The sequence below is a fragment of the Belnapia mucosa genome (genome assembly GCF_016775475.1).
In the GTDB taxonomy this organism is placed as follows: Bacteria; Pseudomonadota; Alphaproteobacteria; order Acetobacterales; family Acetobacteraceae; genus Belnapia; species Belnapia mucosa.
In genome coordinates this window covers 415,927-437,797 of record NZ_JAEUXJ010000004.1, presented here as the reverse complement: position 1 = coordinate 437,797, position 21,871 = coordinate 415,927, and the positions used below count along the sequence as shown (strand labels likewise).

21 protein-coding genes are annotated in these 21,871 nt (G+C 71.4%); 8 read left to right on the top strand and 13 right to left on the bottom strand.

Annotated elements, in window-relative coordinates; genetic code table 11:
- Together JMJ55_RS13035 and JMJ55_RS13030 are read left to right on the top strand one after the other, a co-directional pair.
- A complete protein-coding gene (locus JMJ55_RS13035; protein WP_202825975.1) occupies positions 1–447 on the top strand; it encodes a DMT family transporter in 447 nt (148 codons plus the stop codon).
- A gap of 257 nt (positions 448–704) precedes the next feature.
- Positions 705–3,482, top strand: coding sequence for a phosphoenolpyruvate carboxylase (locus JMJ55_RS13030; protein ID WP_202825974.1), 2,778 nt, complete (start codon positions 705–707; stop codon positions 3,480–3,482).
- Between the two features lie 100 nt (positions 3,483–3,582).
- Here JMJ55_RS13030 and JMJ55_RS13025 read toward each other — a convergent pair whose 3' ends face one another.
- Together JMJ55_RS13025 and JMJ55_RS13020 are read right to left on the bottom strand one after the other, a co-directional pair.
- Positions 3,583–3,981 carry a response regulator gene (locus tag JMJ55_RS13025; protein WP_202825973.1) on the bottom strand — a complete coding sequence of 133 codons (399 nt, stop codon included), beginning with the start codon at positions 3,979–3,981 and terminating at the stop codon, positions 3,583–3,585.
- Positions 3,942–4,913, bottom strand: coding sequence for a sensor histidine kinase (locus JMJ55_RS13020; RefSeq protein WP_202825972.1), 972 nt, complete (start codon positions 4,911–4,913; stop codon positions 3,942–3,944). The genes JMJ55_RS13025 and JMJ55_RS13020 overlap by 40 nt, the downstream gene beginning before the upstream one ends.
- Before the next feature lie 118 nt (positions 4,914–5,031).
- Between JMJ55_RS13020 and JMJ55_RS13015 the strand changes: the two genes are divergently transcribed.
- Complete coding sequence (locus JMJ55_RS13015) at positions 5,032–6,450, top strand: sensor histidine kinase (protein WP_202825971.1); 1,419 nt, start codon at positions 5,032–5,034, stop codon at positions 6,448–6,450.
- 7 nt (positions 6,451–6,457) lie between these two features.
- Here JMJ55_RS13015 and JMJ55_RS13010 read toward each other — a convergent pair whose 3' ends face one another.
- Complete coding sequence (locus JMJ55_RS13010) at positions 6,458–7,930, bottom strand: ATP-binding protein (protein WP_202825970.1); 1,473 nt, start codon at positions 7,928–7,930, stop codon at positions 6,458–6,460.
- Positions 7,931–8,013: 83 nt separating this feature from the next.
- Between JMJ55_RS13010 and JMJ55_RS13005 the strand changes: the two genes are divergently transcribed.
- Positions 8,014–8,613, top strand: coding sequence for a hypothetical protein (locus JMJ55_RS13005; RefSeq protein ID WP_202825969.1), 600 nt, complete (start codon positions 8,014–8,016; stop codon positions 8,611–8,613).
- 102 nt (positions 8,614–8,715) lie between these two features.
- Entirely contained in the window at positions 8,716–9,942 is a 1,227-nt protein-coding gene (gene hemA, locus JMJ55_RS13000) for a 5-aminolevulinate synthase (protein WP_202825968.1), read from the top strand.
- Between the two features lie 7 nt (positions 9,943–9,949).
- Here hemA and JMJ55_RS12995 read toward each other — a convergent pair whose 3' ends face one another.
- Genes JMJ55_RS12995 through JMJ55_RS12970 form a run of 6 tightly spaced genes read right to left on the bottom strand, consistent with a single transcriptional unit; the run spans position 9,950 to position 14,224 of the window.
- Positions 9,950–10,315, bottom strand: coding sequence for a hypothetical protein (locus JMJ55_RS12995; protein WP_202825967.1), 366 nt, complete (start codon positions 10,313–10,315; stop codon positions 9,950–9,952).
- Positions 10,305–10,637: a hypothetical protein gene (locus tag JMJ55_RS12990; RefSeq protein WP_202825966.1), complete on the bottom strand. Its 333-nt coding sequence runs from the start codon at positions 10,635–10,637 to the stop codon at positions 10,305–10,307. The genes JMJ55_RS12995 and JMJ55_RS12990 overlap by 11 nt, the downstream gene beginning before the upstream one ends.
- A complete protein-coding gene (locus JMJ55_RS12985; RefSeq protein WP_202825965.1) occupies positions 10,637–12,034 on the bottom strand; it encodes an amidase family protein in 1,398 nt (465 codons plus the stop codon). Before JMJ55_RS12985 ends, JMJ55_RS12990 begins: the two co-directional genes overlap by 1 nt.
- Before the next feature lie 52 nt (positions 12,035–12,086).
- The gene (locus JMJ55_RS12980) at positions 12,087–12,428 is read right to left on the bottom strand and encodes a DMT family transporter (protein ID WP_202825964.1); all 342 of its coding nucleotides are present in this window, start codon (positions 12,426–12,428) and stop codon (positions 12,087–12,089) included.
- Positions 12,425–13,474: a glycosyltransferase family 2 protein gene (locus JMJ55_RS12975; RefSeq protein WP_236033659.1), complete on the bottom strand. Its 1,050-nt coding sequence runs from the start codon at positions 13,472–13,474 to the stop codon at positions 12,425–12,427. Before JMJ55_RS12975 ends, JMJ55_RS12980 begins: the two co-directional genes overlap by 4 nt.
- Positions 13,475–13,483: 9 nt before the next feature.
- Positions 13,484–14,224, bottom strand: a complete 741-nt coding sequence (locus JMJ55_RS12970) for a class I SAM-dependent methyltransferase (protein WP_236033658.1) — start codon at positions 14,222–14,224, stop codon at positions 13,484–13,486.
- A gap of 235 nt (positions 14,225–14,459) precedes the next feature.
- Between JMJ55_RS12970 and JMJ55_RS12965 the strand changes: the two genes are divergently transcribed.
- Genes JMJ55_RS12965 through JMJ55_RS12955 form a run of 3 tightly spaced genes read left to right on the top strand, consistent with a single transcriptional unit; the run spans position 14,460 to position 17,232 of the window.
- Positions 14,460–15,428, top strand: a complete 969-nt coding sequence (locus tag JMJ55_RS12965; protein ID WP_236033657.1) for a DMT family transporter — start codon at positions 14,460–14,462, stop codon at positions 15,426–15,428.
- A complete protein-coding gene (locus tag JMJ55_RS12960) occupies positions 15,428–16,360 on the top strand; it encodes a DMT family transporter (protein ID WP_202825963.1) in 933 nt (310 codons plus the stop codon). Before JMJ55_RS12965 ends, JMJ55_RS12960 begins: the two co-directional genes overlap by 1 nt.
- The gene (locus JMJ55_RS12955; RefSeq protein ID WP_202825962.1) at positions 16,357–17,232 is read left to right on the top strand and encodes an MBL fold metallo-hydrolase; all 876 of its coding nucleotides are present in this window, start codon (positions 16,357–16,359) and stop codon (positions 17,230–17,232) included. Before JMJ55_RS12960 ends, JMJ55_RS12955 begins: the two co-directional genes overlap by 4 nt.
- 61 nt (positions 17,233–17,293) lie before the next feature.
- On the opposite strand, the gene JMJ55_RS12950 is transcribed toward JMJ55_RS12955, so the two are convergent.
- The 4 genes from JMJ55_RS12950 to JMJ55_RS12935 are packed head-to-tail and all read right to left on the bottom strand — an operon-like array spanning position 17,294 to position 21,791.
- Positions 17,294–17,995 carry an NUDIX hydrolase gene (locus tag JMJ55_RS12950; protein ID WP_202825961.1) on the bottom strand — a complete coding sequence of 234 codons (702 nt, stop codon included), beginning with the start codon at positions 17,993–17,995 and terminating at the stop codon, positions 17,294–17,296.
- Positions 17,988–18,818, bottom strand: coding sequence for a nitroreductase family protein (locus JMJ55_RS12945; protein WP_202825960.1), 831 nt, complete (start codon positions 18,816–18,818; stop codon positions 17,988–17,990). The genes JMJ55_RS12950 and JMJ55_RS12945 overlap by 8 nt, the downstream gene beginning before the upstream one ends.
- Complete coding sequence (locus JMJ55_RS12940; RefSeq protein ID WP_202825959.1) at positions 18,815–20,872, bottom strand: acetate--CoA ligase family protein; 2,058 nt, start codon at positions 20,870–20,872, stop codon at positions 18,815–18,817. Before JMJ55_RS12940 ends, JMJ55_RS12945 begins: the two co-directional genes overlap by 4 nt.
- A 7-nt stretch (positions 20,873–20,879) precedes the next feature.
- Entirely contained in the window at positions 20,880–21,791 is a 912-nt protein-coding gene (locus JMJ55_RS12935) for an SDR family NAD(P)-dependent oxidoreductase (RefSeq protein ID WP_328702621.1), read from the bottom strand.
- Positions 21,792–21,871: the final 80 nt, after the last annotated feature.

The following is a 21,871-nucleotide window of genomic DNA, read 5'->3' as shown; positions in this document are numbered from 1 at the left end:
ATGACAGGCTTGGCCTTGCCCGTTCTCCTCGCCATCGGGGCAGGGGTGAGCATCGTCGTTCAGCAGGTCCTGAACAGCAACCTGCGGACGGCGCTGAGCTCGGCGGCCTGGTCGGGCTTCGTGAGCTATCTGGTCGGGGTTGTCTGCATGGCCTTGCTCGCGCTCGCCTTGCGCGACCCCATCCCTTCGGTGGGCGTCGCGGCCCGCATCCCGTGGTGGGCCTGGAGCGGCGGCCTGTTCGGCGCGATCTTCATCGGCCTCTCCATCCTGCTCGTGCCGCAGCTCGGGGCCGCGACCTTCATCGCCCTCCTCGTCACCGGCCAGATGCTGGCCTCGGTGGCCTTCGACCATTTCGGGTGGCTCGGCCTCGCCCAGCGCCCGATCGACGTGACGCGGCTGATTGGCGTGGCGTTGCTGATCGGCGGGGTCGTCCTGATCCGGCGCTGACGCCGGAGGCTATCCGGATGGCAGGGCCCTTTGCCCTGGAAATAGGATCAAAATCCTGATACTGTTCCGGTCCCCGTCAGGAGGCCCGGTCGATGCCCAATCCTGCCCGTCCGCCACCCGGCCTCTATCCCGTCCGCCTCCCAACCGCTTTTGTCCGAAACCGGCCGAACCCGCCCTCCGCTCGCTTTTGTCCGAAACACGCTCTTCCTGCCATTCGAGGCTGGCGCCCTGCTTCTTCGCAGGTGCAACATCACGCCATGCCCGATATCGCCCCCGATCCGCTCCAGGACATCCTCGCCCGCCTGCGCGAAGCCCGGGCGGCCGCTGCGCATGACCCCTTCGGCGACCCGGTCCTGCTCATCGCGCTGGCGATCAGCCGCCGCATCGATGACGGGGCGCTCGATCCCGAAAGCCTCGGGCGGATGATCCAGGCCCTCGCCGATGCCGCCGCCGGCGAGCGGGCCGGGCGCCTCACCGCCTATCTCGGCCTGCCCGACCGGGTGCCGGACCTGGCGGCGCTGGCGGCGCGCCTCGTCCGCCCGGACCCGGAGGACAGCCCCGTCCCCTTCGCGCATTACCGCGCCCTGATGGAGACGCCGCGCTTCGCCGCCGTCTTCACCGCCCACCCGACCTTCTCCCTGCCCCCCGCCACCGGCACCGCCCTGGCCGAGGCGGCGAGCGGTGCCGCCTTCCCCGCCGGCCTGCCGCACCGCCCGCCGGCGCCAACCCTCGCCGAGGAGTTCCGCCAGGCGGTGGCCGCCATCGCCCGCGGCCGCGACGCGATCGATACGCTGACCGCCGAGCTGCTGCGCGCCGCCCGTGCCGTCTGGCCCGATCGCTGGACGGGGCTCGTCCCCCGCCCGATCCTGCTGGCGAGCTGGGTCGGCTACGACACCGATGGCCGCACCGATATCGGCTGGTGGGACACGCTGCGGCTGCGGCTCACGATGAAGCGCCTCCAGCTCGAACGCCTGGCCGGGCAGTTCGCCGAACTCGGCGAGGTCGCCGCCCCGCTTGCCGCCCGCACCGGTGAGGCGCTGGCCGCGGTCGAGGCGCAGCTCGCCGCCGTGCCGGAGCGGCCGGAGCCGGAGGCGGTGCAGGCCATGGCCCGGGTGCTGATCGAGCGGCGCGAGGCGGCGATGACCTCGACCGAGCCGCTGATGGCGCTCTTCCCCGCCGCCATCGCCGCCGCGCCGGACGATGCGGCGCGGCTCGACCTCGCAGTGGCGCGGGCCGGGCTCGCGGCGCATGGGCTGGCGCTGGCCCATACCCATGTGCGGCTGAACGCCGCCCAGCTGCACAATGCCGTCCGCCAGCGCCTCGGCCTCCAGGCCAGCGCCGAGGACATGGCGCAGCGCCGCGGCCTGCTGGCCGAGATCAACGAGGCGCTGGCCGAGGTCCAGCCCCTGCCGGTGGATTTCGGCGCGCTGCTGGCGGAACAGGCGAGCGCGGCGCGGCTGATGCTGGTCTGCGCCCAGATCGCCAAGCATGTGGATGGCAGCGCGCCCATCCGCTTCCTGATCGCCGAGACCGAGACCGGCTACACCCTGCTCGCCGCCCTCTGGCTGGCGCGGCGCTTCGGCGCCGAGATGGCGGTGGAGCTCTCGCCCCTGTTCGAGACCGCCGAGGCGCTGGATCGCGGCGAGCGGGTGCTGGAGGAGGCGCTGCGCAGTCCGCACTACCGCGACTACCTGCGCGCCCATGGCCGGCTCTGCCTCCAATTCGGCTACTCGGACAGTGGCCGCTATGTCGGCCAGCTCGCCGGCAGCTACCTGGCGGAGCGGCTGAAGCTGCGGCTGGTGGAACTGCTCCGCCGCCACAAGCTGGACGGCATCGAGGTGGTGCTGTTCGACACCCATGGCGAGAGCGTCGGCCGCGGCGGCCATCCGGACAGCCTGGCTGACCGGCTCGCCTATCTCTCGCCGCCCCAGGCGCGCGCCGCGCTCGACCGCGCCGGGCTCCGGCTGCGGGAGGAGACGGCCTTCCAGGGGGGCGATGGCTACCTGCTCTTCGGCACCCCGGCGCTGGCGCGCGCGACCATTGCCGGCATCGCCCGCCACGCCTTCGCGCCCCCCGGCAAGGTCGCCGACCCGGTCTATGCCGAGGCCGATTACGTGGCGGATTTCTTCGCCACCGTCCGGCGGGAGATGCAGGCGCTGGTCGCCGATCCCGGCTATGCCGCGCTGCTCGGCGCCTTCGGGCCGGGATTGCTCGACCGCACCGGCTCCCGCCCCGCGGTGCGGCAGGCGGATGGGCTGGCGGGGCCGATCCGGATCAGCCATCCCTCCCAGCTCCGTGCCATCCCTAACAACGCCATCCTCCAGCAGCTTGGCTGGATGGCGAATACGCTGCACGGGCTGGGCGCCGCCGCCACCGCCAACCCGGACGCCTTCGCCGATCTGCGCGCCCGCTCGCCCCGCTTCGCGCGCGCCCTGGCCATGGCGGCACGGGCGGCGGCCTGCTCGGATATCGGGGTGCTGCGGGCGGTGGTGGATACGCTCGATCCCGGCCCCTGGCTGGACCGCGCCGGCTTCACCCGCCGCCCGGGCCGGCGGGAGGAGCTGCTCGGCGTCGCCACGGCGGTGGAGGTGCTCGATCTCGACGCGCCGGTGCGGCGGCTGTTCCGCCGGCTCCAGGCGGATCATCTGGCGCTGCGCCATGCCTGGCCGGACCTGCCGGCGATGGGGGACCGGCTGGTGCTGCTGCATGCGCTGCGCCTTGCCCTGATCCATCGCATCTGGCTGCTGGCGGTGCGGGTGCCCGACTTCTCCCCCCGCCATGGCGCGACGCGGGAGGCGCTGGTGCTGCGCATCCTCCAGCTCGATGTCGAGCCGGCGCTGAAGCTGCTGGAGGAGGTCTTCCCGGCCGCGCCGGGCCCGGTGATCGGCCTGGAATTCGGCGAGCCGGCGCCGCCGCGGGAGGGGCTGAGCTATGCCTCGGAACATGCCGCGCTGTTCCAGCCCATGGCACGGTATTTCGCCCTGGTCCGCGAATGCGGCGCGGCGATCACCCATGAGGTCGGGGCCTTTGGCTAGACCGCTTTCACCTGCGCTGCGCACAAGTGAAAGCGGTCTAGCGTGTTGTTTGGTCGCATTTTCCGAGTCGTCGGGCGGACACGCCGGACTTGAAAATGCTCTAACCCCGCCGCACCCCGGCCAGCACCCGCTCCAGCGCTACGGGATCGACCGGCTTCTGCAGGATCGCCAGCGGACCCGCCGCCTCGCATCGGGCGCGGGAGGCCGGGTCGCCGGAGCCGGTGACGAAGAGGAAGGGCGGCCCGGCCCGGTCGCGCAGCCAGGCAGCGACGCCGATGCCATCCATCCCGCCGGGAAGCTTCACATCCAGGCTGACGATATCGGCGGCGACCCCGCCACCGAGCAGCGCCAGCGCCTCCTCCCCGGTCGCGGCGGTGCCGACGACCTGGTGCCCAGCCTCTTCCAGCAGCATCGCGAGGTAATCCGCGATGAGGAACTCATCCTCGACGATCAGCACCCTCAGGCCAGCGGGGAGGGCGCCCGCACTATGATCCGGCATGTTTTCTTGTCGCTCTCGGGCTTTGCTTCAACCACACCGCCGATCTGGCGGGCAAGGCGATCGACCAGCCGGGTTCCGAGCCCGCCCCCATCCGCCGCCGCTCCGCCCCCGGCGGTGACCTCCAGCGTGATCAGCCCCTCGGTCTCGTGCAGCACGACGGCGATCCGGGGCGGGGGCGCAGCATGCAGCAAGCCGGCGGTGATCCATTCATTGGCGATCAGCGCCAGCGGAACGGCGAGGTCCACCGGCAGGACGACCGGCATCAGCTCCAGCCGCGCCTCCACCCGCTGCCCTTCGAGGCCCAGCAGATCCTCGGCCATGCGGCGGAGGAAGAGATGGAATTCGACCCGGCGGAAATCGCCGCCGCGATAGAGGCTCTCCTGCAGCAGCGAGAGCGACTGCACCCGCCGCCCCAGCGTCTCCAGCTTCCAGCGCGCCTCCGGATCGCCGATCTCCCGGGCGGTGAAGGCGATCAGCCCGACCACGAGCTGAAGGTTGTTGTGCAGCCGGTGGTAGAGCTCCTGCGTCAGCAGGTCGCGGTTCTCCTCCAGATGGCGCCGGGTCTCGGCCCGGGTCACGGCCGCCCGCGCCGCCGCGGCCAGGCGCCGGAGCTGCTTCGGCGACTTCACCACATAGTCGTCGAAGCCTTCCTTGATGGCCCGGACCGCCACCTCCTCGTTGCCGGTGCCGGTGAACATGATGGCCGGGCAGCGCGGCGCCCGGGTCTGCACCGCGGCCAGGATGCCGAAGCCATCGATCCAGTTGAGGTTGAGGTCGGAGACCAGGAGATCGGGCGGCGGCTCGGCGAGCGCCGTCTCCAGCCCGGCGCGGTCGCCGATCTCGGTGATGGTGCAATCAACGAATTCGCGGCGCAGGGCCCGGCTGGCCAGGCCGCGAAAATCCGGGTCGTCATCGGCAATCAGAATCCGCATGGCCGATGAACCGGCGAACTGCCCTCAGGATTGGTGCGGCAGCGGCGCTATCGGGTCGCATTCGCGGGAACCCCGATGCCGGATGCGCCATTCCAGCCAGTGATGGCGGGACGGAGCGATGGCTAAAGGCCGGGCACGGAATGGCAGGGTGGGGCTGCGCTGGCCGCAGGACCTCTCGGCCGTCGCCGCACTGGCCGCCCTGGCGGCGCTGATGCTGCTGGCCCTCGGCGGCTTCATCCTCAGCTACAACCTGTCCCGGCTCGGCGAGGAGCGGCGCGCGGTGGACCGCGCCGTGGCGATCCTGGAACAGGCCCAGGAGGTGGTTGCCGATATGCTCGATGCCGAGACCGGGCAGCGCGGCTACCTGCTGACCGGAGAGGAACGCTACCTCGAGCCCTATGAGGCCTCGGTCCAGCGGATCTGGAAGCATTTCGCCCAGCTCGACCGGCTGGTCCAGCGGCCCGACCAGCGCCGCCGGCTGGATGCCCTCAGGCCACTGATCGAGGCCAAGCTGGATGAGCTCGACCGCACCATCGTGCTGCACCAGCGCTCGTCGGGGGCTGCGCTCGCCCTGGTCCGCACCGATGAGGGGCTGCGGCTGATGGAGGGGATCAGGGCGATCCTCACCGCCTTCGAATCGACCGGGCAGCAGGTCCTGCGGGAGCGCAGCCGGCAGCGGGACCGCCGCACCCAGGCCAGCACCATGCTGGCGGTCGCCTGCGGGGCACTGGCCCTGCTCGCGGCCGGGATCAGCGCCCTCGGCGTCCTCCGCCGCCGCGACAACCGCCGGCTGGAGGAGCAGAACGCGCGGCTGGAGCGGGAGGTGGAGGAGCGGACGGCGACGCTGGAGGAGGCGAATGCCGAGCTGGAAGCCTTCGCCGCCACAATTTCGCACGACCTGCGCGCCCCGGCCCGCGCCATCGGCGGCTATGCCGAGGCGCTGGAGGAGGATGCCGGCCCCCGCCTAGCGCCGGTGGAGCGGGGCTATCTGGCCCGCATCGCCGGCGCGGCGGAGCGGATGGACGGGCTGATCGACGACATCCTCGGCTATAGCCGCTTGGCGCGGCAGGACCTGCCGCTCGGCCGTGTCGAGCTGGAGCAGGTGGTGGAGGCGGTGCTCGACCAGTTGCGGGAGGAAGCGGCCGGGGCGCGGATCGCGCTCCGCGGACCGTTGCCTGCGGTGCGCGGCCATGCCGGGGCGCTGCACCTGGCGGTGACCAATCTCCTCGGCAACGCCCTGAAATTCACCGCCCCCGGCCAGGCGCCTGAGGTGACGATCCGCGCCGAGCCGGCCGAGGAAGGGTTGGTCCGGCTCTGGGTGGAGGATCGGGGCATCGGCATCGCCCCGGCCGACCAGGACCGCATCTTCCGCCCCTTCGAGCGGCTGCATGGCCGGGAAGCCTATCCCGGCAGCGGCGTCGGGCTGGCGATCGTCCGGCGCGTGGCGGAGCGGCTGGGCGGAGCCTGCGGCGTCGTCCCGGCGCCGGGGCAGGGCAGCCGCTTCTGGCTGGATCTGCCGGAATGGCCCGAGGCGTAGCGCCGTCTCAGGCCGCGTCCTCGGCCGGGTTGCCCGGCGCCGTCTCCCAGCCCGGCCCGGCGATGGTGACGATCCGCTGGCCGGTGAGGTCGGGGCGGCACTGGATCGCCCCCTGCTCCTCGATGAAGGCCAGCGCCCGCCGGGCCCGGCCGACGGAGCGGGTGCCATAGGCGCGGGCAATCGCCGCATCCGAAGGGCAGGGCTCGCCCCCCAGAGCGGCGCGGGCGAGCAGCAGGAAGACCGGCTGCAGATCCTCGGGCAGGGCGGCGGCGCTGGCCACGGCCTCGGCCCAGTCCGGCGTCGCGGCCATCTCCTCGGGCACCTCCGCCTTGGCGACCGCCAGCATGCGGCGGAAGCCGGCCAGGTCGGGCAGGCGGCTGCCGAGCTGTTCGATCCGGCAGCGCAGCAGGAAATCCTGATGGAGCTGGCCGGGCTGGCGCCAGGCGCTCTCGGGATCGGCCAGGACTTGGCGCAGCACCGCCTCCAGCCGCCGGCGATGCGCCGCCTCGGCCTCCGGCGCCGGGGGCGGCAGGGCAGGGGCGGCGGCCGGCCGGGCGGCGGCGAGCTGGGCGAGGATGTCGGGCGGCGGCGGGGGCGGGGCACGGCGCGGCCGCGGCGCCTCGGGCGGCGGTGGTTCCAGGATGACGGCGCGCGCATCCTCCAGCGGCCGGCTGGGCAGGGGGGTGAGCTTCGGGGCGCCGCCGCGCGATTCGGTCTCGACCGCGCCGATCTTCACTGGCAGCGGCCGACGCGACAGGGCAGGGCCGAGCGCCATGAAATGCCCCTGCCGCAGGTCGCGGAACATCTCCGCCTGGCGCCGCTCCATCCCCAGCAGGTCGGCGGCGCGGGCCATGTCGATATCGAGGAAGGTGCGGCCCATCAGGAAATTGCTCGCCTCGGCCGCCACGTTCTTGGCCAGCTTGGCCAGACGCTGGGTGGCGATAATGCCGGCGAGGCCACGCTTGCGGCCGCGGCACATCAGGTTGGTCATGGCGCCGAGCGAGGCGCGGCGCGCCTCCTCCCCCACCTCCCCGGCGGCCATGGGGGCGAAGAGCTGCGCCTCATCGACCACCACCAGCATCGGGGTCCAGAATTCCCGCTCGGCATCGAACAGCCCGCCGAGGAAGGCGGCGGCGCGGCGGAGCTGCGCCTCGGCGTCCAGCCCCTCGAGGTTGAGGATGACGGAGACGCGGTGGCGCCGCACGCGCTCGGCGGCCAGGACCAGCCCGGCCTCGGAATGCGCCGAGGCGTCGATGACGAGATGGCCGTAGCGGTCGGCGAGCGTCACGAAATCGCCCTCGGGGTCGATCACCGCCTGCTGCACCCAGGGGGCGCTGCCTTCCAGCAGGCGGCGCAGCAGGTGCGACTTGCCGGAGCCGGAATTGCCCTGCACCAGCAGCCGGGTGGCGAGGAGTTCCTCGAGGTCGAGCAGCGCCGGAGTGCCGGCCGAAGTCTGGCCCAGATCGATGCTGACCGTCATGGCGGTGGTGGTAGCGCCATCAACGCCGTCTTCATAGTCGGACGCGCATGATCGCACCCGGCTGAGGCTGTGGAGGCGGCGCGATGGGGGCGGCGAGTGCGGAGGAGGTGCAGACGCTCCGTGCCGAAATGGGCGGGATGTTCGCCGAGCTCCGGGCCTTCATCGATCGCCGCGTTGCCGAGCTGAGCGCCGAAGTCCATGCGACCTCCCAGCTGATGGATTTCTCCGAGGAGAACCTGTCCGGCCAGCTTGCCCGCATCCATGAGCAGATCCTCGGCCTGGTCGCCATCCCGGCCGCCTCCACCCGCAACAGTGGGGTCGAGCTGGAGGCGGTGGTGCAGGCGACGGAGGTGGCAGCCAATACCATCATGGAGGCGGCCGAGGCGATCCAGTCCTGGCTGGAAGGGGGCCAGCAGGACGCCGCCTCGCTGCGCCTTGTCTCGGAGAAAGTGAGCTCGATCTTCGAGGCCTGCAGCTTCCAGGACGTGACGGGCCAGCGCATCCGCCGGGCGATCCAGCACCTGCAGCAGGTGGAGCAGATGCTGGAGGGGATGATCCCGGGCGGCGCCATGCCGGTGGAGACGGTGACGGTCGAGACGGTGATGCATACGGTCACCGAGCCGGAGACGGCTGGGCCCGACCTCGCCCAGGCCGAGATCGATCGGCTACTGAACGACTTCTGAATGGCTGAAACCCTGTCCATGAATGGCAGGATTGCGCAGTATCAATTGGCATTTGCAGCCGATGCCGACATATGGCGGGTCACACCGCCGAAGCCGGATCCGATGGACACGCGCCAAGCCTTCCTGAGCCATTGCCAGTCGAACCTTGCCGCCCTGCGGCAGGAAGGCCGCTACCGGGAATTCGCCCATCTGGAGAAGCTGGCCGGCCGCTTCCCGACCTATCGCTGGCACGGGCCGGCGGGCGTGCGGGAGGTCACCGTCTGGTCCTCCAACGATTATCTCGGCATGGGCGCGCATCCGGCGGTGCTGGCAGCCGCCGGCCGGGCGGTCGAGGAGCATGGCGCCGGCGCCGGCGGCACCCGCAACATCTCCGGCACCTCCCCCCTGCATGCGGCGCTGGAGGCGGAGCTGGCCTCGCTGCATGGCAAGCCGGCGGCGCTGCTCTTCGGCAGCGGCTATATCGCCAACCAGGCCGGCATCGCCGCGGTGCTGGAGGCGCTGCCGGGCTTCATCGTCTTCTCGGACGCCAAGAACCACGCCTCCATGATCGCCGGCATGCGCGGCGCTAAGGGCGCGCAGCGGGTGATCTGGCAGCATAACGACCTCGCCGACCTCGAGGCGAAGCTGGCCGCCGCCCCGGCCGCGGCGCCGAAGCTGATCGCCTTCGAGAGCGTCTATTCCATGGATGGCGACATCGCCCCGATCGGCGCCATCTGCGACCTGGCCGAGCGTTATGGCGCCATGACCTATCTCGACGAGGTGCATGCGGTCGGCCTCTATGGCGCGACCGGCGGCGGCATCTCGGAGCGCGACGGCGTCGCCGGGCGGGTCGACCTGATCGAGGGGACGCTTGCCAAGGGCTTCGGCGTCTTCGGCGGCTATCTCGCCGGCGATGCAGCGATGGTCGACTACATCCGCAGCACCGCGGGCGGGCTGATCTTCACCACCGCCCTGCCGCCCGCCGTCGCCGCCGCGGCGCTGGAGAGCGTGCTGGTGCTGAAGCGGGACGCGGACCGCCGGGCGGCGCTGGCCGAGCGGGCCGCGACGCTGAAAGCGGCGCTGGATGCCGCCGGCCTGCCGCGCATCCCGGGGCCGAGCCATATCGTCCCGGTCTGGATCGGCGAGGCCGAGCTCTGCCGGCAGGTGGCGCGGCGGCTGCTGGAGGAACACGGCATCTATGCGACGCCGATCAACTACCCGACCGTGCCGCGCGGCACGGAGAGGCTGCGGCTCTGCGCCACGCCCTTCCATACCGATGCGATGATCGCCGGGCTGGTGGTGGCGCTGCAGTCGGTGCTGCCGGCCGGGCAGGCGATGGCGGCCGAATAGGGCCGCATCAGGGGGCGCTCAGCCCCGATTGGCCGATACGGAGGGTGCCGGCGGCGCAGAGATCGGTCCGCCGCAGTTCCATCGCCCGGCCATCGGCCCACACCACCCGTGCATCCTGCGCCCCGGCCTCTGGCGCCGGGAGCTCGGTCGCGGCACCCGGCCGCAGCACGCCCTGGCCGAGCCGGTCCACGCCCCAGCCGCCCTGCGCGGCGTGGCTGACATAGAGCTGCTCGACCGTCAGCGGCGAGGCATTCACCACCCGAATGCGGCCGTCGCAGCGCCGTGCCTCGGCCAGCGGTGCGGGTGGCGGCGCGGCGCAGGCCGCCAGCGCCAAGCCAAGTCCGACCAGGAGCCGCGTGGCGCTAATCGCCACGGAGGCTGCCATCGAGGATGGTGATGCGCCGGGTCGTGCAGGCATCGATATCCCGCATCTCCGCCGCGCGGCCATTGACCCAGACGACTCGCAGCGCCTGCCGGCCGGGACCGGTGAGGCGAATCGGCAGGCGGCCGCCGCTCGGCAGGTCGGCCTGGGCGAGCAGGTCGGTGCCCCAGCCCTCGGTCCCGGCCGGGGCGAGGTGGAGCTGCTCCACCGCCAGGGCGGAGGCATTCTCCACCACGGCGCCATCGGCACCGCAGCCGCCCCGCCCGGCGCAGGCGGCCAGGGCGAGCAGCAAGGCGCAGGCAGCCAGGCGCATCAGGCCGGGTCGATGGGCGAAGGCGGGGTGCCGCCGGCCTCGATCGCCTCGGCGGCGGCGAGCAGCACATCCTCCCGGTAGCGGCCGGCGACGAGCTGGACGCCGACCGGCACCGTCCCGACCAGGCCGGTGCTGACCGCAAGCCCCGGCAGGCCAAGCAAGGGCAGCCCGACCTGGGTGAGCTGGGTGGCCACGATGCGGGCGAAGCCCTCGGCACTCTCGACATCGCTGTGGTCGGGGAAGGGCAGGGCGCCGGAGACGGGCATCAGCACGGCCGGATAGCGCTCGAAGAAGGTCAGCCATTCCCGCAGCAGGGCGAGGCGGCGTTGCAGCCCGTCTTGGAAAGTGGCGAGGTCGGGGGCGGGGCAGAGCTGCTCCATGAAGCCATAGACCGCGAGCGCATCCGGATCGGCCTCCCGCGCGATGGCGGCGCTGCCGCCACGGCGGGTCTCGGCCAACCAGAGCATCGCCTGCAACTGGGCGCATTCGCCGAGCGGTGGCAGGGCGTCCACCTCCTCCACCGTCCAGCCGGCGCCGCGCAGCCGGGCGGCGGCGTCCTGCAAGGCCGCGGCCACCTCGGGCACGACCGGCATCCCTTCCGGCGCGATGCAGAGGGCGGCGCGCTTCGGATAGGCCGGGCCATCGAGCGGCGCCGGAGTCCACCAGGGGTCTCGGTGATCGGGCTGGCTCAGCGCCGCGAGGCCGAGGCGGAGATCGCCGACCGTCCGGGCGAGGGGGCCGGAGACGGCCATGAGCTGGGCGCCGATATGCCGGTCCGGCCCGCTGGCATTCCAGGCGGGAATGCGGCCGAGGGTCGGGCGCAGGCCATGGATGCCGCAGGCATAGGCGGGGTAGCGGATGGAGCCGCCGATATCCGTCCCATGGCCGATGGCGCCGATGCCGGAAGCGGTCGCCGCCGCCGCGCCGCCGGAGGAGCCGCCCGGGGTGATGCCGGGGTCACGCGGATTGCGCGTCGCGCCATGCAGGGAATTGCGGGTGAACCAGCGCAGCGAGAAGGCCGGCGTATTGGTCCGGCCGAGGATGACCGCCCCGGCACGGCGGAGATTGGCGACGACCGGATTGTCCCCCGCCGCCCGGTTCTCTGCCTGGATGCGCAGCCCGTTGGTGGTCGGCCAGCCCTGCTGGTCGGCATTGACCTTGATGGTGACCGGCACGCCGGCGAGCATCCCGGGATCCTCGCCGCGGGCGATCGCCGCATCCACCGCATCGGCGGCGGCCAGCACCTCGGCCGGGTCATGGGCGATGACGGCGTTGATCCGGGGATTCACCGCCTCCAGCCGCGCCAGGGCGGCGGCGGCTGCCTCGCGCGCCGAAACCTCACGCCCGCGCACCCGCCGGGCGAGGTCGGTGGCGGGCAGACGCCAGAGTTCGGTCATGCGCGGGCTCCATCCTTCAGCCCGCGCATGGTCCTGCGCCGTCCGGCGCCGGTCAACTATGGGCGCTGGCCAGCAGGATGACGCCGCCGCAGATCAGGCCAATCGCCGCGAGCTTCTGGGTGCCGAGGCTCTCGTCGAACATGAAATGCCCGATGATCGCCACCGCCACATAGCTGGCGGCAGTGCAGGGCAGCGCGACGCTCATCGGAATCTGGCGCAGCGCGATGATGTAGAGCAGCGCCGCGCCGCCATAGGCGCCGAGGCCGATGACGGTGCTGGGGCGGAAGAGCTGGGTGATAAAGGCACCCTCGCCCACCGCGCCCGCCTTCAGCAGCACCTGGCCACCGAGCGAGGTGCAGATCGCGGCGACGAGCGCCAGCCAGTAGAGATTCACGAGTGGCCATCCTCCGTCGGCCGGGCCGGGATCACCTGCCGCACCACGCCCTGGGGCTTGCCATTGGCCGAAAGGAAGGCGCGGCCGACATATTCCCCGAGCACGCCGAGGATGAGGAATTGCACGCCCGCGACCAGCAGGGTGGTGGTCATGGAGGAGGCCCAGCCGGAAGGCGTGCCGCTCAGCATGGCTTCGATCACCACCACGAAGGCGCCGATCAGGCCGAACAGGCCCATCGCGGCGCCGGCGAAGATCGCCAGCCGCAGCGGCAGGATCGAGAAATTCGTGGCCAGGTTCATCCACAGCATGATGAGCCGCTTGAGGGTGTAATTCGACCGTCCCTCGGCGCGGGCAAGATGCAGCACCTCGATCGAGTCGATCCGCTGCGTCACCTGCATGATCAGCCCGTCCACATAGGGGTAGGGGCCGCGATACTTGGCGATCTCGGCGACGACGAGGGCGCTCATGCAGCGGAAGGAGCAGAGATAGAGCCCCTTCGGCTTGTCGAGCAGCATGTCGGCGACGCCATTGGCGAAGCGGCTGCCGAGATTGCGCCAGCCTTCGTGCTTCTTCTCGGCATAGCGGGTGTAGACCACGTCCCAATTGCCCAGCCGGGCATGGTCATAAAGCTTGAGGACCTCCTCCGGCGGGTTCTGGAGGTCGTCATCCATGGTGATGACATAGGCGCCGCGGGCATGGCGGAGGCCGGTCATGACCGCGTTGTGCTCGCCGAAGTTGCGCGCATGCTCGATATAGGTGAGCGGCACGGTGGCGCTGGCCGCCAGCGCCCGGCAGACATCGCCGGAATTGTCCGGGCTGCCATCGTTCACCAGCACGATCTCGATCCCGCCCTCGGGCTTCAGGGCCGACAGCGCATCGACCAGCAGGCCGACCGTGGCGGCGCCGCGATAGACCGGCACCACGACCGAAAGCCCGACCGGGTGGCGATGCTCCGTGACGGAGGCGCCGGGCAGGCTCCGGTCGGTCGGATCGGGCAGGGCCCGGTCAGGCAGCGTCAGGGCCATGCTGCGGTCCTCGAATCCCATGGGGTAACCTCATTCCTTCCTAGCCATGGCCAGCACCGACCCGCCGGCGGGGAAGGGCAACCCCGCCGCCATCAAACGTCGTTCCATCCGCGTCGCGGCGAGGAGGCCGCGATTGAGCCAGGGGTGCAACGGGGTGACGTCCGAGCTGCTATCGGGGGCGCGGGCCAGGATCTTGCGCTGCACCACCATCAGGGGAAGCAGCAGGGCATTCCAGTAACAAATGCGGATAGGTGAAAGCCCGGCCTCCGTCAGCAACCGCCGGATGCCGCGGGCGGTGAAGCGGCGGCTGTTGCGCACCCGGATGTCATGTGCCGAGCGCAACCAGTCATAGGCAGGCAGGTTCAGCACCAGCTTCCCGCCCGGTTGCAGCACCCGCACCATCTCCCGCAGCGCCGGCTCCGGCTCCACCGCTGCATGGCAGAGTACGTCGAGGCTGACGACCATGCCGAAGCTGCGATCGGCGAAGGGCAGGTCGAGCACTGTCCCGGCCACGACCGGCAGGCCGGCCTTGGCCTGGGCCCGGCTGGCCGCGGCATGGGCATAATCCAGCCCGATTGCGTCGAGATCCGGCAGATCCTCCCGCAGCCGGGTCAGCAATCCGCCCGTGCCGCAGCCGGCATCGAGCAGTCGCGTTCCGGCCGGGCGCTGCCGCACCAGGTCGAGAATATGCGTATGCAGGGCGCGGTACCACCACAGCTCCTGCTCGACCGCATCCATTTTGTCGTATTCTGCGAGTTCCACGCCGGGCATCTGGCATCTTCGCACCTGCAAAAACAAGACGCGCCCACGCAATGGAGAGTATGGACGCGGAATCTTGAGGAACGTCCATCTTTTCGCCGCAGCTTCGCGCGATCACGATCCTGCGTTGTGTGCGGGGAAGAGGCATGAACCTTCGGTTATCGAAGCCGGCCTATGCCGCGCGGCCTGACCTCGCCGCCAAGGAGTCCGACTTGCCCTACCCCATTCCCGGCCCGGTGCCGCGGCCATGATCCGCGCCGCCGCCGACCCTTCCTCCGCTCCTGCCGCCTCCCTCAGCTATCGCGCCGCCCCGACCGGGGAGGAGGCGATGCGCGGCCTCGCCCTGGTTGGCTTCGGCTATGGCGTGATCTCGGCCGCCGATGCGGCGGTGAAATGGGTGATGCCGGAAATCGGTCCCGCCGCGGCGCTGGTCTGGCGCGGCGCGATCGGGGCGCTGCTGGTCTTCTGCTTCTCGCGCGGCCGGGGCCTGATCCCGGTGAACCGGCGGCTGCTGGCGGTGCGGAGCCTGCTGCATTGCTGCATCTCGGTGACCTGGTATTTCGCCTGGTCGCTCGGCGTTTCGCTGGCGGACAGCTATGCGGTGGCCAGCGCGGCGCCGCTGCTGATGACGCTGATGGCGATCCCGCTGCTGGGCGAGAAGGTGGGCTGGCGGCGCTGGACCAGCACCGGCGTCGGCTTCTGCGGCGTGCTCTTCATGCTGCAGCCGGGCGGGGAGCTCTGGCGCTGGGAATCGGCCATGCTGCTGGTCGCCGTCGCGGCGATGGCGCTGACCCGCATCTGGACCCGGGTGCTGACCCGGACCGACCAGCCCAATACCATCGCCTTCTGGCTGCTGCTGACGCATGTGCCGGTGGGGCTGCTGCTGCTGCCCTTCCCTGGCCTCTGGCCCGCCTCCGGCCCGCCGCCGCTGCTGCCGAGCACGGTCGGCCTGCTGGCGCTGATCGGCTTCGGCATCGCCAATGGCGTGGCGCAGATGCTGTTTGCCCGCGGCTTCGCGCTCGCGCCCATTTCGGCCATCGCGCCCTTCGAATACACGCCGCTGCTCTGGGGCATCGGCATCGGCTACCTGATTTGGGGCGAGGTGCCGGCCTGGACGACGCTCGGCGGCGCCGCGGTGGTGATCGGGGCCGGGCTCTATAATGTCCACCGCGAGAGGGTACGGCGGGCGGCGGAACGCGCGGCCGGGCGAGTCTGATGGCCTTCCGTCACGATATCAAGCGCGGCGCGCTCTGCATGCTCGCCTCCTATGCGCTCTTCACCCTGATGAATGTGCTGGTGAAGGATCTCGGCGACCGCATCCCGGTCGCCGAGATGATGGTCTTCCGCAGCGTCTTCGCCCTGCCGGTGCTGCTGGTGATCCTGCTGCGCTCCGGCCTCGGCCTGTCCAGCCTCAGGACGCGGCGCTTCGGCGGCCATGCGCTGCGGGCGGGCACCGGCATCGCGGCGCAATCCTGCGGCTTCTTCGCGCTCACCCTGCTGCCGCTGGCGGAACAGACGGCGCTCGGTTTCACCCAGCCATTGTTTGTCACCATCCTGGCCATCCCCCTTCTCGGCGAACGGGTCGGGATTCATCGCTGGTCGGCGGTGGTGGTGGGCTTCTGCGGCGTGCTGGTGATCGCGGCGGGGCAGGGGGCGCTGGGCGGCATGGCCGGGGCGCCGGTGGCCGGCATCGGCGCCGCCGTGGCGCAGGGGATGTTCTCGGCGCTGACCACGCTGCTGGTGCGCCAGCTCTCGGCGACCGAGAGCTCGACCACCATCACCCTCTGGCAGTCGCTGCTGATGGGCAGCTTCGCGCTGGCGCTGCTGCCCTTCTTCTATGTCGCGCCGACGGCCTGGGAATTGCTGCTGCTGGTGGTGATGGGGCTGATCGGCGGCGCGGCGCAATGGCTGCTGACCGAGGCCTGGGCCAGCGCGCAGGTTTCGGCGCTGGCGCCCTATACCTATTCCGGACTGCTCTGGTCCGTGCTGTTCGGCTTCATCGCCTTCGGCGACCTGCCCGGGCCCTCGATGCTGGCGGGCGGCGTATTGATCGTGGCGGCGGGGCTGTACATCCTGCACCGGGAGCTGGTGCGGCGACGCGAGAAGACCGGCCTCGAGGAAACGCGGCCCAAGGAGGCCCAGTCATGAGCATCCCCTTCCTGACCAAGGACCATCTGGCGCATGGCGCAGTGGAGCGCATCGCGCCCGGGGTGCGGCGGCTGGTCTGCAACAACCCCTCCGCCTTCACCTTCCGCGGGACCAATACCTACCTGATTGGGGACGGGCAGGTGGCGGTGCTGGACCCCGGGCCGGAGGATGCGGCGCATCTGGCGGCGATCCTGCGGGCGACGGAGGGGGAGACCATCACCCGCGTCCTGGTCAGCCACACCCATCGGGACCATTCGCCGGGCGCGCGGCCGCTGGTCGCGGAGACCGGGGCGATGACCTATGGCTTCGGCCCGCATGTGACGCCGCCGGATGCCGGGGGCGAAGGCGGCGACCACGGCTTCCAGCCGGATGTGCGGCTGGCCGATGGCGAGGTGCTGGAGGGGGATGGCTGGCGCCTGACCGCGCTGCACACGCCCGGCCATTGCGCCAACCATCTCTGCTTCGCCCTGGAGGGGACGGGCATCCTGTTCAGCGCCGACCATGTGATGAGCTGGTCCACCAGCGTGGTCAGCCCGCCGGATGGCGACATGGCCGACTATATGCGCAGCCTCGATCGCGTGATGGCGCGGGACGACCGGCTGCTGCTGCCCGGGCATGGCGCGCCGCTCGCGGATCCGAAGCCCTTCCTCGCTGCGCTGAAATCGCATCGGGAGGAGCGGGAGGCGAAGGTGCTGGCGGCGCTGCGCGCGGCCGGACGGGCGACGCCGGCCGAGCTGGTCCCGCCGGTCTATGGACCGCTCGATCCGCGGCTGGTGGGGCCGGCGGGGCGGAGCCTGCTGAGCCACCTGATCAAGCTGGAGGGCGAGGGGCAGGCGCGGCGGGAGGGCGAGGCCTGGTCACCGCTCGGCTAGACCATGATCCACGATCATAGGATCGCGGATCATGGTCTAGCCTTTTGTTTAATCGCGTGATTCACGCCGCCGGCCGTGCCAGCCTCTGACGATCACGCTCGCGATTATCCATCCCGCGGAAGCAGATCAGCTCCCGCGCCTCCCGCTCCGCCGGGCTGAGGCCCAGCCAGGCGACGAATTCGCGCAGCACCTTGCTGGTGATGCTGGCGATCTTGTGCCGGAAGGCCTCCTCGATCCCGAAGAAGCGCAGCTCCTCCAGCTCGCCGCTGCCGCGGAGTGCGCCATGCGCGGCCTCGGCGCGAGCGATCAGGAAGCGGGCGTTGAAGCGGCGGAAGCGATTGGGCGGCGTCACCGCGCGGCAGAGATAGTCCAGCGCGCCAAGATCGGGCAGCAGCCGCAGCCCCTCCATCCGGCCGAGGATGAGGCCCGTTTCCTCATGCAGTTCGCGCGCCGCAGCGATGCCGATGGCCCGCGCCAGCGAGGGCGGTGCTTGGCGTTCGAGGCAGGTGCGGGTGAAGCCCGGCAACTCGCTGGTGGCCGGGGCGCGGTGATCGGCCCGGTCCACCCGTCCGCCGGGGAAGACCAGCACATTCGGCATGAAGCGGTGGGAGGCGTGGCGGAGACCCATCAGCACCTCCACTCCCGCCGAACCCTCGCGCCAGAGGATCAGGCTCGCGGCATGCCGTGGCGTGACGGAGCGGGTGGCGGCGCGCTTCGCTTCCTCGGCGCCGCCCGGGTTGTCGGCGGTCGGGGCCTCAGTCAAGCGAGAGGCCCTGCAGCTTCAGCCAGGTGCGAAGGCCGAAGCGTTCCGGCACCGAGAGCTGGCGGGCGGCATTCTCACTCCAGGCGCAGCCCTCGGGCTTCGGGCCGTGGATCTCGGAATAGCGCGGCTTGGCCGGCGGGCGGGCGGCGTCATAGGTGGGCAGCGCCGCCTCCAGCCCGCTATCGTCATAGGTCTCCCGGTGGACGACCAGCGCCTGGGGCAGGCGGGGGGAGAGCCAATTGCGCTCGCCCGCCGGCCAGCCGAGGGTGAGGCCGGCGACCGGGAAGACGCCCGGCGGCAGGCCGCACAGCGGCCCGATCTTCTCCACATGGTTCCGTACATAGGAGATGGGGCAGGTGCCAAGCCCCGCGGCCTCGGCGGCCATCACCGTGAAGCCGAGGGCGAGCGCCGCATCCGCGGTGGCGTTCAGGAAGGTATCGACATTGTCGTTGGCATGGGCGCGGCCATGCAGCGCGGCGATCCGCCGGCCGCGGCGGATATCGCCGCAGAAGAGCAGGAAGACCGGCGCCCCCTTGATCCAGTCCATGCCGGTGATCCAGTCGGCGATGCGCGCGATCTTGGCCGGGTCCTGGATCAGGATGATGGAATATTGCTGCAGGTCGGACTTGCTCGGCGCCGATTGGGCGGCGGCGAGGACCGTGTGCAGCAGCGGCTCCGGCACCGGATCGGGCGCGTAGCGGCGGGTCACCCGACGGTCGAGCAGGGCGGCCAGCGCCGGTGGCACCTCATTCGCCGGGGCGAAGGGCAGGGGGGTGTCGGGCCCGAGGCCGTAGCGGCCGCGGATCAGGCTTTCGGGCGTCACGACCCCTCCTTCACCGGCACCACCCAGGCATCGGCGACGGTCACGCCATCCGGCCCGATGATGAGCGGGTTGATCTCGGCCTCGGCGATATCCGACCGTGCCGCCAGTTGCGAGACGGCGACGACGGCGCGGGCCAGGGCGGCGAGGTCGCCGCGCGGCAGGCCGCGCCAGCCGGCCAGCGGCTGCAAGCCGCGCACTTCGCCGATCATCTCCATCGCCTCCGCCTCATCGACCGGGGCGAGGCGGAGGGTGACGTCGCGGAACAGCTCCGCCGTGACGCCGCCGGTGCCGAGCAGGACCACAGGCCCCACTTCCGGGTCGCGGCGGAAGCCGAGGATCGCCTCGCCCAGGCCGCGCGCCATGGGCTGCACCAGGAAGCCGGTGAGGCGGGCGCCCGGAGCGGCCGCGGCCACGCGGGTCTGCATCGCCGCCGCTTCCTGCCGCAGCGTCGCGGCATCGGGGATGGCGAGACGGACGCCGCCGAGCTCGGTCTTATGAGCGAGGTCGGGCGAGAGGATCTTCAGCGCGACGGGGAAGGCGATCCCGCCCGGATCATCCTCGGGCGCCGCCAGCACCGCGAAGGGACTGTCGAGGCCGAGGGCGGCGAAAAGGCGGCGGGCATCGGCTTCGTCCGGCCGCGCCGGCAGGGCATGGGCGATGGCGGGCGCCGGCGGGGTGGCGCGAGGGGTGCGCCAGTCGCACCAGGCGCGGATGCAGTCGGCGGCGGATTCCGGCGTCCGGAAGGCGGGGATGCCGGCCTCGGCCAGCAGCCGCAGCGAGGCATCGGCCTGCGGCACCAGGAAGGCGGCGATCGGCGTCCCGCCCCCTGCCTCCCGCGCACGGAGGATGCCGGCGACTGAATCCTGCGGCCGGAACTGGGCCGAAGAGCCGATGACGGACAGCACCAGGTCGGTATCCGTCGCCTGTTGCAGGGCGCCGAGCGCGGCGGCGACGCGGTCCGGCTTGGTCCCCGCCAGTGTCACATCCAGCAGCCTTCCATGCGGGTGGAAGCCGGCTGCCTCCAGCGCCGCGTGGGCGGTGGCGTCCGGCGCGCGGGCCTCGATCCCGGCGACGCCCAGGCAATCGACCGCCATGGCGCCGCCGCCGCCCGTGGTCGTCATCACCCCGACGGCGCGATGGGCGCGCGTCAGAGGCTTCCGGCCGATCAGCAGCGGCGGCAATTCCAGCAGCGCCTCCAGCGTGGTGACGCGGGCGATGCCATGGGCGCGGAAGAAGGCCTCGGCCGCGGCGTCGGAGCCGGCGAGGGCGCCGGTATGGCTGGTGGCGAGTTCCGCCCCATAGGGGCTGCGGCCGAGCTTGTAGGCGATGACCGGCTTGCCCGCCGCATGCGCCCGGCGGGCGAGCTCGGCATAATGCTCCGGCGCCCGAATCGCCTCGAGGAAGAGCAGGATCGCATCGACATCGGGGTCATCGACCAGCAGGCCGGCGACCTCGCCGGCGGTCAGGTCGGCCTCGTTCCCGGTGCCGATGAGGTGGGAGAAGCCGATGCCCCGCGCCGCGCCGCGCGACATCAGTGCGCCCATCATGGAGCCGGATTGCGAGACCAGGGCAAGCCGCCCGGCCGGCAGGCTCTCCGCCTCCAGCGCCGCATTCACCGAACAGGCGATGCGGGCGTTGAGGTTCACGATGCCCATGGAATTCGGGCCGAGGATGCGAAGGCCGGCGGTCCGCGCGGTGGCCAGCAGCCGGGCCTGCAAGGCGGCACCCTCCGGCCCCGCCTCGGCGAAGCCATCGGCCAGGACGCAGGCGGCCGGGATGCCCTTGGCCGCCACCGCATCCACCACGCCTTCGACATGCTGGGTGTTCAGCAGGATATAGGCGAGATCGACCGGGCCGGGGATCTCGGCGACGGAGGGATAGGCGCGGAGGCCGAGAACCTCGGTCTCCCGCGGATGCACCGGCAGGATGTCCCCGGTGAAGCCATGCTTCCTGAGATAGAGCTGCGCCCGCGCGGTCAGCCGCGTCGGATCCGCCGAGGCGCCGATGAGGGCGATGCGGCGGGGCGCCAGCAGGGCGCGGGCGAGCTCGCTCATCGGCGGGTTACAGCGGATCCCAGGAGAAGACCTCGCCCGAACGCTCCAGCGGGACGAAGAAGCTCTTCAGCGCCGGCAGCGCGTGCTCGGCCAGGCTCTCCGGCGTCCAGCCCTCGCCGCTATGGATGCCGCGGATCGGGCGGTTCTGGCTGAACAGGAACAGCTCGTTCATGCGCGGGGCGAAGATCTGGCCATTGACCTCCTTCGCCGCGTCGGAGGCGAGGAAGACCGCGAGCGGGGCGTTCTTCTCCGGACCCATGCGCATGATCTTCTCGACGCGCGCCTTCTGCTCCGGCGTCTCGGCCGGGATGGAGCTGGTCATGCGGCTCCAGGCGAAGGGGGCGAGGCAGTTGGAGCGCACATTGTAGCGCTTCATGTCGAGCGCGATCGACTTCGACAGCGCCACGATGCCGAGCTTCGCCGCCGAGTAATTCGCCTGGCCGAAATTGCCGATAAGGCCGGAGGTCGAGGTGATGTGGACGAAGGCGCCGCTTTCCTGCTTGCGGAAATGCGTCGCCGCATGCCGCGACATGTAGAAGGAGCCGTTGAGGTGGACGTCGATGACGGCGCTCCACTCCTCCTGCGTCATGCGGTGGAAGATCTGGTCGCGCAGGATGCCGGCATTGTTCACGACGATGTCGATGCGGCCGAAATGGTCGAGCGCCGACTGGACGATCTTCCCGGCGCTCTCCCAGGAGGCGACGCTGTCGGTGTTGATCTCGGCTTGGCCGCCGCGCTGCTCGATGATCGCCTTGGTCTGCTGCGCCGGGGTGGCCGACTGGCCCTCGCCGGTCAGGCTGGCGCCGATATCGTTGATGATGACCTTGGCCCCGGCCTGCGCCATGTGCAGCGCAATCTCGCGGCCGACGCCGCCGCCCGAGCCGGTGACGACCGCCACCTTACCGTCCAGCATGCCCATCCTGGCGTTTCCCTCTCCATAGGTTGCTATCTATTCCTAGCCCTGTCCGGTTGCGGCGTGAAGCGGGGGGGCGCGCGAGG

What these genes read in the sequence shown, in the direction of transcription:
- JMJ55_RS13035 (WP_202825975.1), top strand. Translation starts at nt 1, where the DNA reads ATGACAGGCTTGGCCTTGCCCGTTCTCCTCGCCATCGGGGCAGGGGTG.
- JMJ55_RS13030 (WP_202825974.1), top strand. Translation starts at nt 705, where the DNA reads ATGCCCGATATCGCCCCCGATCCGCTCCAGGACATCCTCGCCCGCCTG.
- JMJ55_RS13025 (WP_202825973.1), bottom strand. Translation starts at nt 3,981, where the DNA reads ATGCCGGATCATAGTGCGGGCGCCCTCCCCGCTGGCCTGAGGGTGCTG.
- JMJ55_RS13020 (WP_202825972.1), bottom strand. Translation starts at nt 4,913, where the DNA reads ATGCGGATTCTGATTGCCGATGACGACCCGGATTTTCGCGGCCTGGCC.
- JMJ55_RS13015 (WP_202825971.1), top strand. Translation starts at nt 5,032, where the DNA reads ATGGCTAAAGGCCGGGCACGGAATGGCAGGGTGGGGCTGCGCTGGCCG.
- JMJ55_RS13010 (WP_202825970.1), bottom strand. Translation starts at nt 7,930, where the DNA reads ATGACGGTCAGCATCGATCTGGGCCAGACTTCGGCCGGCACTCCGGCG.
- JMJ55_RS13005 (WP_202825969.1), top strand. Translation starts at nt 8,014, where the DNA reads ATGGGGGCGGCGAGTGCGGAGGAGGTGCAGACGCTCCGTGCCGAAATG.
- hemA (WP_202825968.1), top strand. Translation starts at nt 8,716, where the DNA reads ATGGACACGCGCCAAGCCTTCCTGAGCCATTGCCAGTCGAACCTTGCC.
- JMJ55_RS12990 (WP_202825966.1), bottom strand. Translation starts at nt 10,637, where the DNA reads ATGCGCCTGGCTGCCTGCGCCTTGCTGCTCGCCCTGGCCGCCTGCGCC.
- JMJ55_RS12985 (WP_202825965.1), bottom strand. Translation starts at nt 12,034, where the DNA reads ATGACCGAACTCTGGCGTCTGCCCGCCACCGACCTCGCCCGGCGGGTG.
- JMJ55_RS12975 (WP_236033659.1), bottom strand. Translation starts at nt 13,474, where the DNA reads ATGGGATTCGAGGACCGCAGCATGGCCCTGACGCTGCCTGACCGGGCC.
- JMJ55_RS12970 (WP_236033658.1), bottom strand. Translation starts at nt 14,224, where the DNA reads ATGCCCGGCGTGGAACTCGCAGAATACGACAAAATGGATGCGGTCGAG.
- JMJ55_RS12965 (WP_236033657.1), top strand. Translation starts at nt 14,460, where the DNA reads ATGATCCGCGCCGCCGCCGACCCTTCCTCCGCTCCTGCCGCCTCCCTC.
- JMJ55_RS12960 (WP_202825963.1), top strand. Translation starts at nt 15,428, where the DNA reads ATGGCCTTCCGTCACGATATCAAGCGCGGCGCGCTCTGCATGCTCGCC.
- JMJ55_RS12955 (WP_202825962.1), top strand. Translation starts at nt 16,357, where the DNA reads ATGAGCATCCCCTTCCTGACCAAGGACCATCTGGCGCATGGCGCAGTG.
- JMJ55_RS12940 (WP_202825959.1), bottom strand. Translation starts at nt 20,872, where the DNA reads ATGAGCGAGCTCGCCCGCGCCCTGCTGGCGCCCCGCCGCATCGCCCTC.
- JMJ55_RS12935 (WP_328702621.1), bottom strand. Translation starts at nt 21,791, where the DNA reads ATGGGCATGCTGGACGGTAAGGTGGCGGTCGTCACCGGCTCGGGCGGC.